The sequence below is a fragment of the Catenulispora yoronensis genome (genome assembly GCF_039531695.1).
Taxonomy (GTDB): Bacteria; Actinomycetota; Actinomycetes; order Streptomycetales; family Catenulisporaceae; genus Catenulispora; species Catenulispora yoronensis.
Map to the genome: position 1 here is coordinate 182,362 of NZ_BAAAQN010000002.1, position 14,766 is coordinate 197,127.

Annotated in this window: 9 protein-coding genes; 8 read left to right on the forward strand and 1 reads right to left on the reverse strand. The window is 71.9% G+C overall.

Annotation, left to right across the window (positions count from 1 at the left end; translation table 11 throughout):
- Nucleotides 1-40: 40 nt before the first annotated feature.
- Nucleotides 41-2,242: a hypothetical protein gene (locus ABD481_RS02265; RefSeq protein ID WP_344663776.1), complete on the reverse strand. Its 2,202-nt coding sequence runs from the start codon at nucleotides 2,240-2,242 to the stop codon at nucleotides 41-43.
- Nucleotides 2,243-2,674: 432 nt separating this feature from the next.
- On the opposite strand from ABD481_RS02265, the gene ABD481_RS02270 reads away from it, so the two are divergent.
- From ABD481_RS02270 to ABD481_RS02305, 8 genes are all read left to right on the forward strand, one after another.
- A complete protein-coding gene (locus ABD481_RS02270) occupies nucleotides 2,675-3,769 on the forward strand; it encodes an ABC transporter ATP-binding protein (RefSeq protein WP_344663777.1) in 1,095 nt (364 codons plus the stop codon).
- 132 nt (nucleotides 3,770-3,901) lie between these two features.
- The gene (locus ABD481_RS02275) at nucleotides 3,902-5,968 is read left to right on the forward strand and encodes an arabinofuranosyltransferase AftB family protein (protein WP_344663778.1); all 2,067 of its coding nucleotides are present in this window, start codon (nucleotides 3,902-3,904) and stop codon (nucleotides 5,966-5,968) included.
- A gap of 186 nt (nucleotides 5,969-6,154) precedes the next feature.
- A complete protein-coding gene (locus ABD481_RS02280; RefSeq protein ID WP_344663779.1) occupies nucleotides 6,155-8,101 on the forward strand; it encodes a hypothetical protein in 1,947 nt (648 codons plus the stop codon).
- Nucleotides 8,102-8,280: 179 nt separating this feature from the next.
- Complete coding sequence (locus tag ABD481_RS02285; protein WP_344663780.1) at nucleotides 8,281-10,566, forward strand: alpha-N-acetylglucosaminidase; 2,286 nt, start codon at nucleotides 8,281-8,283, stop codon at nucleotides 10,564-10,566.
- 129 nt (nucleotides 10,567-10,695) lie between these two features.
- Nucleotides 10,696-11,832 carry an LLM class flavin-dependent oxidoreductase gene (locus tag ABD481_RS02290; protein ID WP_344663781.1) on the forward strand — a complete coding sequence of 379 codons (1,137 nt, stop codon included), beginning with the start codon at nucleotides 10,696-10,698 and terminating at the stop codon, nucleotides 11,830-11,832.
- A 25-nt stretch (nucleotides 11,833-11,857) separates the two neighbouring features.
- Nucleotides 11,858-12,661 (forward strand): SDR family NAD(P)-dependent oxidoreductase, encoded by an 804-nt coding sequence (locus ABD481_RS02295; RefSeq protein WP_344663782.1) that lies wholly within the window; start codon nucleotides 11,858-11,860, stop codon nucleotides 12,659-12,661.
- A 10-nt stretch (nucleotides 12,662-12,671) separates the two neighbouring features.
- Nucleotides 12,672-13,805, forward strand: a complete 1,134-nt coding sequence (locus tag ABD481_RS02300; protein WP_344663783.1) for a GDSL-type esterase/lipase family protein — start codon at nucleotides 12,672-12,674, stop codon at nucleotides 13,803-13,805.
- Between the two features lie 7 nt (nucleotides 13,806-13,812).
- Nucleotides 13,813-14,706 (forward strand): IclR family transcriptional regulator, encoded by an 894-nt coding sequence (locus ABD481_RS02305; RefSeq protein ID WP_344663784.1) that lies wholly within the window; start codon nucleotides 13,813-13,815, stop codon nucleotides 14,704-14,706.
- The last annotated feature ends 60 nt before the right edge of the window (nucleotides 14,707-14,766 follow it).

Consider the following 14,766-nt stretch of genomic DNA (forward strand, 5'->3'; position numbering starts at 1 on the left):
AAACGCCATGCTACGGCCGGAGACGGGTTCGGCGCGGCGGTTACTGCCAAGCCACCGACAGGAAGGTGGAGTAGCCGAAGCGGCCGTAGCTGCCCTGCATCCCGTAGCTCTGGAAGTAGTACTGGTGGCTGCCGCCGTCGGCACTGGCCCCGGAGCTCTTGACGGTGAAGTACACCTTGCCCTTCTTGTCGGTGAACCCGCAGCGCTGGCTGTCGCCGGCCGGCGAGGCGCTTATCGCCGCGTCGTCGAAGTCGGTGCTGCTGTTGGTGAACTTGGCCTGGTCCAGGCACACGCGCATCCCGGCCCGCTCGACCGGCTCGCCGAACGCGCTCTGCACCTTGGCGGTCAGGACCGTGCTGGCGCCCGGCGCCAGCAGCGGCAGCACCGGGGTCTCCGAGACCAGGACCGTGACATAGGGCTGGGTGTTCAGCGACTTGCTGTAGCTGACGGTCGCCGGGGCGTCCGTGACCGCCTGCATCTTCAGACCGCCCAGCAGCAGCGGCATCGAGGAGGAGCTCGGCGCGGTCACCGTGTACTGCGCCTTGCTGTGCGGGCGCAGCTTCTCCGGGCCCGCCACTATGTTCCACGTCGCGCTGACCATGCCGTTGTTGTGGATCGCCATGAAGTGCGGCGACAGCGTCTCGTCGGAGTTGTTGGTCGCCGTCAGGGTCACCGTCTGGACCGTGCCCAGCTGTGCCGACGTCTGGTAGTTGTCCAGCGACAGGGTCAGCGGCTGCTGCGAGGAGACCGCCGCGCCGAAGACGATCACGGCGGGCAGGAACGCGGCGGCGGTGATGGCCGCGGACTTGGTCAGCCAGGGCAGGCGCGGCGTCAGCAGGGCCGGCTTCGGCGGCGCGGCCGGACGGCCGCCGTCGGCCGTCTCGTCGTCCTCCGCCTCAATGGCCGCCGCGTCCGCCGCGGTGGCCGGCTCGGGGTCGTTGCTCAGCAGCTCCACGACCCACGCCGCGCTGTAGGCGATGAAGTAGGTCCAGTACGAGCGCGTCGGGAACAGCAGGCCGATCAGCGGCAGCGCGAAGCACGCGGTGCCCAGCCGGTCGAAGTGCCGCCAGTACGCGACCAGCAGGCCGACCATCACCAGGCCGCCGGCGTAGGTGTAGTAGCTCAGGTTGCCCGAGCCGAGCGAGAGCGACTGGATCAGGTTGATCAGGCCCTCGCCCTCGGGGACCGCGTGCTGGGTCAGCGGGGCGAAGACGCCGCGCAGCCAGTCCTTCGGGCTCCAGATGATGAAGGGCACGTTGATCAGGAGGAACGTGACGGCCGCGACGCCCATGAACTTGAAGGTGATCAGGCGGGCCGGGCGGCTGCCCAGATCGCGCCGGCGGCACAGGTAGATCCCGAGGAACAGGAAGGGGATCGGGAACCAGCCGACCTGGGTGGTGGAGACCACCGCGCCGACCGCCGCCGCCTTGGCCAGGTCCATCCCGGTCAGCCGGCCCCGCTCGCCGATGTGCTGCCAGCGGTAGGCGACGAACGCCAGTGGCGGTATCACCAGTGCGAACAGCAGGCCGCCGGCCGCGCCGGTGGCGAGCACCGGCACGCCGGAGATGAGCAGCGCGCCCAGCGAGCGCAGGCCGCGCGGCAGCAGCCGGAACATCACGAAGACGGTGAGCACCAGGGCCAGCGTGCACAGCAGGGCCACGGTGTGGAACGTGCCCACGGCCATGGTCAGCACCGTCGTCAGCAGGGTCGGCAGCGCCGGGTAGTCCAGCCGGTGCGTGATCGTGCCGTCGAGCAGCTTGGTCGGGAACGGCGACGGGTACTGCGCGTAGGCCGGCATCAGGTCCGCGCTGTACGGGTTGTGGCCGTGCCGCAGCAGGTCCGCCGAGTACTGGACGAAGATCTCCTCGTCGCTGCGGTACGCGGTGAAGTTGAAGATGTTCGCCAGCATCCACAGGCTCAGCCCGACCACCGCCAGCACGGCGAGCAGCATCTCCGCCCGCCCGAACCAGCGCATCGTGCGCGTGGTGAACGCCGCGACCACCACGGCGACCAGCGCGCAGATGGCGGCGGTGACCGCGATGCCCAGCGCCGGGAAGCGGACCGTGGGGCCCGAGGCGCCGATCAGCGTGGAGAACATCGAGAATGTGGCGATGACCAGGACCACGCGGTGCAGCAGCGTGGGCCGCGCGGCGGGGTCGGCCGCGGCCTGGCGTATCAGCCGGACCATACCGTGCACGCCGGGGTGCGCCTCGGCAGGTGGTTGTGCGACGTCGGCGGTCATGCAGGCTCCTGGAAAGATCAGCGCGTGATGTGTGGCTGCCGCAGCGCAATGCGTCCCGCGCACAGTGAGGCCTCATCGTAGACGGAGCCCGTGCCGACTGCGGCGTCGCGGGGCCCTAATGCCTCGCGCGGCGCCCTCAGTCATTTGAGACTCTTCGTGCGCCCGGCAGGTTGCAAGGCGCCGGCGGCGGTGACCCTTCGTGTCGGCGTCGTCGCCGGTTGCGGCCCCTTCGCTCCGGCCGCCGAGCGGCGGCGGGTCCACGGGCGGGCGCGAGTGCTGTCCCGATCACCGAGAGTCGGCAGCTCAGAGGCCGGTGACAAGGCCGCCCTCGGCGAGGTACCGTCACTCCTACGGCCGAGCGCGACCCGCGCCCGACCGCCTTTCCAACTCGGATCGTCCGGCACGTTCCTGCCGGTTGAAAAGGAGTGCACCATGGCTGGTGTCGTTTACCAGGACGCGTCCTGCGTCTACCCGGGCGCCGAGCGCCCCGCCGTCGACAAGCTGAACCTGGAGATCGCCGACGGCGAGTTCCTGGTTCTGGTCGGCCCTTCCGGTTGTGGCAAGTCCACCTCGCTGCGCATGCTCGCCGGTCTGGAGGAGGTCTCCAGCGGCGGCATCTACATCGGCGACCGTGACGTCACGCACCTGCCGCCGAAGGACCGGGACATCGCGATGGTGTTCCAGAACTACGCGCTGTACCCGCACATGACCGTCGCGGAGAACATGGGCTTCGCCCTGAAGATCGCCAAGATCGACAAGGCCACGATCAGCAAGCGCGTCGAGGAGGCGGCCAAGCTCCTGGAGCTGACCGAGTACCTCGGCCGCAAGCCGAAGGCGCTGTCCGGCGGTCAGCGTCAGCGTGTCGCCATGGGCCGCGCGATCGTGCGCGAGCCGAAGGTCTTCCTGATGGACGAGCCGCTGTCCAACCTGGACGCCAAGCTCCGCGTGCAGACCCGCACCCAGATCGCCTCGCTCCAGCGCCGCCTGGGCATCACCACCGTCTACGTCACCCACGACCAGGTCGAGGCCATGACCATGGGCGACCGTGTGGCGGTGCTGAAGGACGGCCTGCTCCAGCAGTGCGACACCCCGCGCGCCATGTACGAGAAGCCGGCGAACGTGTTCGTCGCCGGGTTCATCGGCTCCCCGGCGATGAACCTCATCGAGGTCCCGATCGTCGACGGCGGCGTGAAGTTCGACGGCCTGACCATCCCGATCTCCCGCGACGCCCTGGGCGTGGCCTCCGGCGGCGGCGCCACCACGCTGACCGTCGGTGTGCGGCCGGAGTCCTTCGACTTCGTCGGCAGCGCCGACGGCGCGATCGCGGCGACCGTGAACCTGGTCGAGGAGCTCGGCGCGGACGCCTTCGCCTACTGCTCGGCCGTGGTCGGCGACCACGACGTGGACCTGATCGTGCGCGTGGACGCCCGCGCCGTGCCGATGAAGGGCGACACGCTGTACGTGCGTCCGCGCGGCAGCGAGACGCACCTGTTCTCGGCCACCTCTGGGGAGCGCGTCGACGCCTGATGTAACGTGCCGGGAACAGCGTTACCCGGCGGCACCGACACCTCGCGGACACCCCGCCTGCAACCTGGGCGGGGTGTCCGCGCATTCTTGTGATGGTGGGCGCGACTAGGCACGCGGCGAAACGGAGGGGCAGTGGAAGCCGATTCACCAACCGTGGCGGTGACCGAGGAACAACAGGCACCGGAAGCGGCGATCCCGGCGCAGGCGGGGCAGGAGACGGCGGCGCGGGCCGCGGGCTCCGACGGTTCCGAGGGCACCGACCGGGACGCGGGATCGGTCGCGACCGCCGAGGCCCCGGCCGGCTCGGCCGCCGCCTCCGACTCCGAAACCGCCGACCCCGAGGCTGCCGACCCCGAAGCCTCCGACCCCGCATCCGCCGGCCCCGCCGGCGGCTCGCGGGCCGGCCGTCTGGCCGAGCGCGCGCGCCGGGTCCTGGACCGGGGCCGGACCTGGTGGCTCGACACCGCCGTCATCCTGGTCTGCGCCGGCTACTACACCCGCTCGGGATGGTCCCGCCGCTGGATCACCGACGACGGGCTGATCTTCCTGCGCCCGGTGCGCCAGGTGCTGGCCGGGAACGGCCCGGTGATCAACACCGGGGAGCGGGTGGAGACCTCGACCTCGACGCTGTGGCAGTGGCTGCTGGTGCTGGCCGACGTGCTCACCGGCGGCCACCGCGACCTCGGGAAGGTCGCGGTGCTGTTCGGCCTGGCGCTGGCGATCGCCGGCGTGCTGATCGCGCTGGACACCTGCCGGGCCCTGGTGCGGGCCTCGAACCCGGGCCGGATCCCGCTGCTGCCGTTCGGGATCCTGGCGGTGCTGGTGCTGCCGCCGTTCTGGGTGTTCGCGACCTCCGGCCTGGAGACCGGGCTGGAGCTGTTCTGGATCGCCGTGGCCTGGCGGCTGCTGGTCCGGGCCCACCTGCTGCTCCAGGCCGGCGCGCCGGCGCTGCGCCGCCGCCGGCTGGTCGGCAGCGCGGTGTTCCTGGGCCTGGGGCCGATGGTCCGCCCCGACCTCGGGCTGACCATGGCGGTGTTCCTGGTGGCCCTGGTGGTCATCACCCGGTTCACCTGGCGCCGCGCGCTCGCCGTGCTGCTGGCCGCCGGCTTCCTGCCGGGCGCCTACCAGGTGTTCCGCATGGGCTACTACGGACTGCTGGTGCCGATGCCCGGCGTGACCAAGGAGGCCGGCTCCGACCTGTGGTGGCGCGGCATCGTCTACTTCGCGAACTTCGAGAAGCCGTACGCGATGTGGTTCCCGGCGGTCCTGGCGCTGGTCTTCGCGGTCGGCTACCTGTGGCGGGCCCGTCCGTCGCGCCGCCTGCTGGTGGTCGTCGCCGCGCCGCTGACCGCCGCGCTGTTGCAGGGCGTCTACGTGCTGAAGGTCGGCGGCGACTTCATGCACGGCCGGATGTGGATCCCGGTCGTGGTGCTCGGCCTGCTGCCGATGCTGCTGGTCCCGCTGAGCCGGCTGACCGCCCCGGCGATCGTCGGCTTCGCCGCCTGGACGGCGTTCGGCGTGGCGGATTTCCCGTCGTCGTACAAGTGGACCCCCAGCGCCCACGGCCACAACCTCTGGTACGTCTGGGACGAGAACGCGGTCTATGTCGAGCGGACCGGCCACGCGAACCCCGACTCGGCGGAGATCCACATGAACGCCGGCGACCTCAACATCCACCGCCACGCGATCAACAAGGCGCTGGCGTCGGGGCAGCGGGAGATGGTCTTCGACAACAACTACATCACGCAGCCGAACGTGCCGCTGGCGCCCGGCGTCGGCGGCTCGGTGGCGTCGGTGATCGGGACCCTCGGGGTCGCCGGCTACCTGGTGCCGCTGGACGGCACCATCGTCGACGTCTGGGGCCTGAGCAACACCATCGGCGCGCACATGGACATCCCGGTGCGCGGTGCCGCCGGCCACGAGAAGCTGCTCCCCGAGGTCTGGAACCTGGCGCTGTACGCCGATCCGGCGGCCGACGCCACGACCGTGCGCACCGCCGCCCGGGCCGGCGTCACCGCGCCGGCGCTGGCCGCGGCCCGGCACACGCTGCAGTGCGGCCAGGTCAAGGACCTGCTCGACTCGATCGAGAAGCCGATGACCGTGGGCCGGTTCTTCTCGAACCTGACGAACTCCTTCGACTACACCTCGCTGCGGATCCCGGCGGATCCGATCGCGGCGGAGAAGAAGTTCTGCAAATAGTCCGGCGACGGACCGGGGCCGCGCCGCCATCGCCGACGAACACCGGCGAACAGTGGGATCTGATCCCGGGCGGCGCGGTCTACCATGCAGTGTGCAACCTCCGGTGACGTATCCGCCCTCTTCCTCGTGGAGGGCGCACCGGACGCGGGTCCCGCGGGGACGCCGCCGAACCGAGGAGTGGCAAGCATGATCACGGACACCTTCCTCGCGGAGCCGGACGCGGCCGAGCCGCTGCCCGGGCGCGAGTCGTCCGCGGACGGCGCTCCCGGGTGGCTGGCGCGCCAGTTGCGCCGCGACCTGTTCGGGGTGCGCCTCGGAGTGCTGCTCCTGATCTTCCCGATGTTCGTCGTGACGATGTGGATGCAGGTCAACGACCGGCACGAGTGGAACCATCCGCCCGACAGCCGGTACTACCTGCCGATGATCTCGCTGGACATGGGCCACTCGCTCGGCGACTCGGTGCGCATCGAGCGGGAGATCTCGCCGGACTGGAGCCTGGCGCCCTGGTACTTCGCGGACAACGATCCGACCTGGCAGATGGTGCGGACCCGGGTGATGTACCCGGTGCTCTCCGTGCCGTTCGTCTGGACCATGGGCATGTCGGCGGGCGCGATGGTGATACCGATCTTCGGCGACGTGCTCTTTTTGTGGGTTACCGCGCGGGTCCTGCAACGCCTCTACGGACCAGCCGTGGCCCTGGCGATCGCCGGGATGTTCAGCTTCGTCCAGCCCATCTGGGGTTTCTCATGGGCCGGGACGGACACGCTGGCGATGGGGATGGCGGCGGTGATCGTCGCCAATCTGCCGATCGAGAGACGCATCGGTAAAGCGAACCTGGTCTGGCTGGGCGCGTTCACGCTGTTCATCGCGCTGACCCGGCAGGTCGGGGTGCTCGCTCCGGCGATGGCCGGGGCCGGCTGGCTATGGGCGCTGGTCCGGGAGCGCTCCTGGCGCAACCGCTGGACCGGGTCGTTCGCGGTCACCGCGGCCGTCATGGGGATCGCGCAGGTCGCGATGATGACGATGGCCAAGACCGACACGGCCGGGGTCATCGGCCGCGGCCAGACCACCACCTGGGGCGTCTTCCGGCAGTTCATCCACTACCTGAAGGTGGTCACCCAGCAGGCGACCACGTACATGTGGCACTCCGACCGGATCCTGTACGCGCTGCTGATCGCCGCCGGCATCACCGTGGTCGTGAGGTTCGCCTCGGACGCCGCCGCGGTGTTCGTCGGCGCGGTCGGCGCGACGTACCTGATCACGGCGGGCATCGGGTTCTCGTCCCTGATGCGGTACGAGATGATGATGTTCCCCGCCGCCGCGGTCGCCGCCGGATCGCTGGTCTCGCAGGTGCTCGGCGACCGGCCGGGCACCGCGTTCGCGCCGGCGCCCGCCCCGGCCGCGGTCCACGGCCGCGGGCCCTCGGGCCGGACCGCGGCCTGGACCGGCGCTGTGACCGGCACCGTGGCGCCCGTGCTGGCCCGGACGTACGGCTCCGCGGCCGCCACCCCGGTCGGCCGCTGGCTGGGCCTGGACCGGCCCCGCCCGGATCGCTGGAAGCCGCAGCTGCTCCTGAACTCCGCGGTGCTGGCGGCGGTCATCGGCATCACGGCGGCGGGCTCCTGGTCCTCCGGCGCCCCGGCGCCCGCCTCGCCGTCGTTCGCCGCGGCGCAGGGCGGCCACGACTACGCGGTCACGCCGCTGGCCAAGCCGGGCGCGGAGGTGACGCTGAAGGCCGCCTTCACCCAGGCGGCGCTGGCCGCGCAGAACCGTTCCGGCCTGCAGGGCGGCTTCGACTGGGTCCACGAGATCCGGTACCGGCCGCTGTCGCCGGACCAGCCCGGGTGGGCCGACCGGGATCCGGACGGCACCGCGATCACCCACGTCAACGCGACCGGCCAGGACCTCTGGATGCAGGAGGGCTTCGGCAACGGCATCACCCTGAACCAGACCGTCGTGCCGGACACGCTGCGGATCGTCGAGCGGCAGACCACCGCCTACGGCGAGGACGTGGTGTTCACGGTGAAGGACAAGGCCGGCGTCGAGCACCGGGGTACCGCGACCACGCTGTACCCGATCTGGGACGCCAAGGCCACCGGCATCGTCACGGCCCTGGTGTTCGACCCCTCCTGACCTGTGGTTCGGACCCCGCACGGACCCGGCGCGCCTCGCGTGCCGGGTCCGTCGCTTGATATCGAATCGATCTCGGCGGCAACTCGGACCCCGTCCTCGCACCTTCTGTATATGGCAGGCGATACGGCAGGCATTACTCGGAAGGCCCCGGGAGCCCCGGGGACGGGTGGGCGGGGAACATGGCGGAATCGTTCGAGCGGCGGAAGGTACTGGGCTATGGGGTCGCCACTGGTGCGGCGGTGCTGGCCGGAGTGGTCGGCGCGGCGGATCTCGGGCGACCCCGGATGACCCCGGCCGAGCCGGTGGACGCGGGGACCGCTCCGGGCGGCACGGCCGAGCCGATGGCGGCGCGCCTGGAGCCGCCGCCGGAGGCGTTCGACACCACGCCGGCCCGGCAGGCGCTGCGGCGGCTGCTGCCCGCGCACGCCGAGCAGATCGACCTGGTCGCCGTCCCGGCCCGGGACGAGGTGGACCGGTACCGGATCACCGGCCCGTCCCGGCCCGCGCCGGACGTCGCGGTCGCGATCGAGGGCACCAGTACGGCGGCGCTGCTGGCCGGCGCCGGCTGGTATCTCAAGTACCTGGCCGGCGTCACGGTCTCGCTGCCCGGTGACAGCCTCGGGCAGCTCCCCGAGCGGCTCCCGGCGCCCTCCACCGCGGTCTCCGGCGCCGCCGTGGTCCAGCACCGCTTCGCCCTGAACGACACCGAGAACGGCTACGCCGGGGCCTACCGGACCTGGGCCGACTGGCAGCGCCTGCTGGACGTGCTGGCCCTGCACGGCTGCAACGAGGTGCTGGTCCCGCTCGGCCAGGACGAGGTGTACCGCCGGGTGTTCGCCGAGTTCGGCTACCAGCCCGAGGAACTGGACGCCTGGCTCCCGGCGCCGGCCTACCAGCCGTGGTGGCTGCTGGCCAACCTGCAGGGCGTGGCCGGCCCGACCCCGCCGGAGGTCCGGGCGGCCGGCGTCAGCCTGGTCCGGGACATCGTGGCCCGGCTGCGCGAGCTCGGGCTGGCCCCGGTGCTGCCCGGGTACGCCGGGATGGTGCCCCCCGGCTTCGCGCGGCGCCATCCCGGCGCCCCGGTGGTCCCGCAGGGCGACTGGGACGGTTATCAGCGTCCGGACTGGCTCGACACCCGCGATCCGCTCTACGCGCGGATCGCGGAGTCGTTCTACCGGCACCAGGACGAGCTGTACGGCTCCGGCACCGCCTACAAGATGGACCTGTTGCACGAGGGCGGGACCAGCGGCGGCGTGCCGATCGGCGCGGCCGCCGTCGCCGTCATGACGGCCTTGCAGACCGCGCGCCCCGGGGCGACCTGGGTGATGCTCGGCTGGCAGGACAACCCGCGCCGCGAGGTCCTGGACGCGGTGCGCGCCTGCGGCCTCGCGGCCTGCCGGACGGGCCGGGTCCTGGTGGTCGACGGCATCTCGGACCGGGGCGACACCTTCGACCGCGAGGGCCAGTGGGGCGGCACCGCGTACGCCTTCGGCACCATCACCAACTTCGGCGGCCGCTCGCTGCTCGGCGCCAACGCCCCGACCTGGGCCGACCGCTATCCCAAGGCGCTGGCCCGACCCGGGTCGGCGCTGGCCGGCACCGCCTGGCTGCCCGAGGCCTCCGGCCACGACCCGGCGGCCTTCGAGCTGTTCACCGAGCTGGCCTGGCGGGCCGACCCGGTGGACCTGGCCGACTGGTTCGACCGGTACGCCGCGCGCCGCTACGGCCGGCGCGACGACGCCGCGGCCCAGGCCTGGCAGGCCTTCGCCCGGACCGCCTACGCCCTGGCCCCGGGCCCGTTCAGCCAGGCCCAGGACAGCCTGTTCTGCGCCTGGCCCGACCTGTCGGCGACCGCCGCGGCGCCGGACGGCCCCGGCATGCGCTACGACGGCGCGGCGTTCCAGGACGGCGTGCTCGCGCTGCTGCGCGCCGATCCGGCGCTGCGCGCGGCCGACGCCTACCGCTACGACGTCGTGGACTTCACCCGGCAGGCGCTGGCCAACCACGCGCGGGTGCTGCTGCCCCGGATCAAGGCCGCCTACGTCGGCCGGGACCTGGCCGGCTACCGGGAGCTGACCGGCCGCTGGCTGGACGCCATGCGGCTGCTGGACGCCCTGCTGGCCACCGACGAGCGCTTCCTGCTCGGCACCTGGCTGCGCTCCGGCGGCTACGACGCCCGCTCGCTGATCACCACCTGGGGCGGCCGCAAGCCGGCCGCCGCGCTGCACAACTACGGCGCCCGCGAGCTGGCCGGGCTGGTGGCCGACGTCTACCTGCCGCGCTGGCGCCGGCACTTCGCGGCCTACGAGACGGTGATCACCGGCGCGGCGACCGATCTGGCCGCGGCCGACTGGTACGCGGCGGACGACGCCTGGGCGCGGTCCGGCACCGGGTATCCGACCACCGCGACCGGGGATCCGTTTGCCGCCGCGAACGCCGTGCTGGCCCTGGCGACCGCCCCCTGACCCGCGCGAACCAGGGCTGAGCTGCACTTCAGATGACTATTGACGGTCCATCAGATTCGGCATACGGTCCGTTCGGACCGGCGGACCGTGCGTTTGCCGCGGCAAACGAGGCATCGTGGAGGCGCGAGGATGAAGCTCGACCTGCTGTACGAGATCGATGTGCCCAAGCCCTGGGCCAAGCCCCACCCGTACGGTCAGCGCGAGGCCGAGCAGCGGGCCTACCGCGAGGCCCTGGAGCAGATCAAGCTCGGCGACAAGCTCGGCTTCCACACCACCTGGCACGTCGAGCACCACTTCCGGGAGGGCCGCTCGCACTCCCCGGCGCCCGAGGTGATCATCGGCGCGCTGTCCCAGTGCACCGAGCAGATCCGGCTGGGCTTCGGCGTGACCCTGATGCCGCACGCCTTCACCCCGCCGATGCGGGTGGCCGAGAAGGTCGCCACCGCCGACATCCTGTCCGGGGGCCGCGTCGAATGGGGCACCGGCCGCTCCACGCCGATGGAGCAGACCGCCTTCGGTGTGGACCGGGACAACTCCCGCGAGCAGTGGGAGGAGGCGATCGAGGCGGTCGTCGGCATGTGGGAGAGCGAGTACTTCGAGTACCACGGCAAGTACCTGGACTTCCCGCGCCGCATGGTCACCCCCAAGCCGGTGCAGGACCCGCACCCGCCGTGCTGGATGGCCGCCACCTCCGAGGGCTCCTCGGCCGTGGCCGGGGCCAAGGGCCTGGGGCTGCTGTCCTTCTCCATCCTGCAGCCGATCCAGAAGATGGCCGAGCACATCCGCCTGTACCGGGCCGCGGCCGCCGACCCCAGGCCGATCACCCGCGTCACCACCAACCGGGTCGCCGCCTACACCCTCGTGCACTGCGAGGAGACGATGGCCAAGTGCGAGGAGTCGGGCATCTGGGACTCGGTCTGGTGGTGGTACAAGAACATCGCCGAGTTCACCGCCGAGTGGGAGCTGCCGCACCTGACCCAGCACGAGCGGGACAAGGTCTTCCCGTACCTGATGCAGCAGGCCGACGGGAACTTCGACCCCAAGTCCTTCAACGACCACGACATGATCGTCGTCGGGGACCCCGAGCAGTGCTACACCAAGATGCTCAAGTACGCCGAGCTCGGCGTCGACCAGCTGATCTGCTACGTGCAGTTCGGCTACCTGCCGCACGAGTCGGTCATGAAGACCATCGAGCTGCTGGGCAAGGAGGTGCTGCCGGCCCTGGCCAAGGAGGGGGTCGACGCCTCCCTCAAGCCGGCGTCCTGATCCGCGACCGGAGGGCTGATCGACGATGACCCGCACCGATGACAGCGCCGTCCCGGACTACGCGAGCCTGCTGCGCCTGGACGGCAAGAACTTCGTCGTGCTCGGCGCCGGCCAGGGCATCGGCCGGCAGGCCTGCCACGCGCTGGCCGCGGTCGGCGCCCGCGTCTTCTGCGTCGACCTGGACGCCGGCCTGGCCGACGACATCGCCAAGGAGGTCGACGGCGTGGCCTGGGCCGGCGACGCCGTCGACCCGGAGTCCGCCGCCCGGCTGTATCAGGACGCGGAGACCCGGCTCGGCCGGATCGACGGCATCGTCGACATCATCGGCATGGCCAAGTACGCCCGGCTGCTGGACACCGGCCAGGACGCCTGGGACTGGCACCACGGCATCGTGCTCCAGCACGCGATCAACGCCGTCCGGCTCGGCGCCCCGCGGATGATCGCCGGCGGTGGCGGAGTGCTCACGGTCGTCGCCTCTGTTTCCGGCATGCAGTCCGCGCCTTCACACGGCGCGTACGGCGCCTACAAGGCCGCGCTGATGTCGTTGGTGCGAACGGCCGCCGTCGAGCTGGGGCCGAAGGGCGTGCGCGTCAACGCCGTCGCTCCGGGCCTGGTCATGACGCCGCGGGTGGCCGGATACCTCTCCGAGGCGGAGAAGGAACGGGGCGCGCGCAACGCTCCGCTGCGCCGATCGGCGTTTCCGCCGGACATCGCGGAAGCAATCTTGTTCTTGTGCGGAGGCCTTTCGTCGTATATCACTGGGCAAACGATCGTCGTTGACGGCGGAGTCTCGGCCAAGTTCGGGTACTCCTTGCCCGGAGAGGACTGATACTGAACCGATGACGGCGCACAGCGGCGTGGGCAACGCGCGAACCGAGGTATCGAACGCCGACCGGGGCCGGCGCGGCGGCACCTCCCGGCCCGCGTCCGTGGAGCCCTATCTGGCCGGCTGCGCCTGGCCGGCGGGCCAGGGCGCGGCCTATCCCCGGGCCGATCCGGCGGACTTCTCCCGGCTGCCCATCGACACCTGGGGCACCGCGACCATCCCGGTCGGGGTGCGGCTGGAGTTCGAGGGGGCGGCGCGCGCGGTGCAGATCGCCTACCGCACCCGGACCGCCGACCTCGGCTACCGGGGCGACGGCGCGGGCACCTTCTTCGCGGCCTACCAGGGCGAGCAGTTCATCACCCACGCCGACGCCATGTTCGGCGAGGGCATGGCGATGCTCGACCTGGCCCAGGCCGATCCGGCGCTGCCGGTCACGGTCTACCTGCCCGAGGGCATGAAGCCGGAGATCGTGTCGCTGCGCGCGACGCAGGGCGAACTGCGCCCCGCTCCGAAGCAGCCGCGCTGGATCTGTTACGGCGACTCGATCGCCGAGGGCTGGTCGGCGTCGGAGCCGGCGCTGTCCTGGCCGGCCCTGGCCGGCCGGGCCCACGGCCTGGACGTGGTCAACCTCGGCTACGCCGGCGCGGCCCGCGGCGAGATCGTGTCGGCCGAGCAGATCGCCGCGCTGGACTCGCCGGCCGTCATCTCGGTGAACCACGGCACCAACTGCTGGACCCGGGTCCCGCACAGCGCGACGATGATGATGGCGGGCATGGACGCGTTCCTGCGCGTCGTGCGCGAGGGCCACCCGGACGTGCCGATCGTGGTCTGCTCCCCGGTGCTGCGCCCCGACGCCGAGCAGACGCCGAACAAGCTGGGCGCGACGCTGGAGGACCTGCGCGAGGCGATCGAGGACGTGGTGCACAGCCGCCGCGAGCGCGGCGACCGGGCCCTGTACCTGGTCCCCGGCGGGCCGGTGCTGCGCCGGGAGCACCTCGCCGACGGCATCCACCCCGGCGACGAGGGCCACCGGATCATGGCGCGGGTGTTCGGGGACCGGATCGCCGAACTGGCCCTCGGCGCGGCCGGGGCCCCGGGGACGGCCCAGGCCTCCAGAGCAGATCAGGCCCACAGAGCAAAGGGATAGAGGGACCATGGCCCGTCCGGCCCCGGCGGTGGACCGCACGGTGGCGGTGCTGAACCTGCTCGCCGCGCACCCCGACACGGCCTTCTCCTTGTCGGAGATGTGCCGCCGCCTGGACATCAACAAGGCCACCGCCCACGCGATGCTCACCGCGCTGGCCGAATCCGGCTTCCTGCTGCGCAATCCCCGCGACAAGTCCTACACCCTGGGCCCGGCCCTGATCGCCCTCGGCTCGGCGGCCGCCGCCCGGCGGCTGGAACTGGTGGAGTTCGCCCGCGCCCCGATGCAGCACCTGGCCGCCGAGACCGGCCTGCAATGCGTGGTGTCCTCGGCGATGGGCGAGGAGATCGTGTTCCTCGCGGTGGCCGGCGAGGTGGTGCCGTTCGGCCCGCACGTCCGCGTCGGCCAGCGCATCCCGCTGGCGCCCCCGATCGGCACCGTGTTCATGGCCTGGTCGCTGCCCGACGAGGTCGACACCTGGCTGGACCGCGCGGTCGGCAAGCCGCTGAGCGGGCCGGAGCTGGAGCGCTTCCGCAACGGTGTGCGCGCGGTGCGGCGGCGCGGGTACTCGGTGGGGCTGGAACCGGACGTCCTCGGCGTCCGCCTGGGCCAGTCCCTCGACGACCACGAGGCGGTGCCGCCGCTGCTGGCCGAGCTGTCGCACACCTCGTACCTGATGGACGACTTCGGGACCGGCGCCCACCGCATCGGCCATCTGGCCGCCCCGGTGTTCGGCCCGGACGAGCGGGTGGCGATGGTGCTGACGCTGTACGGCTTCCAGAAGCCGCTCAGCGGGGCCGACATCGGCCATCTGGCGGCGCGGCTGACCGCGACCACGCGCGAGATCACGTTCGCGGTGCGGGGGCGGCATCCGGACCTGCGGGTGAGCGGGCTGCTGGACTGAGAACCCGGCCAAGACGGAGCGGCGTGCGGATCGGGATCCGCACGCCGCTCTTGTCCCTCT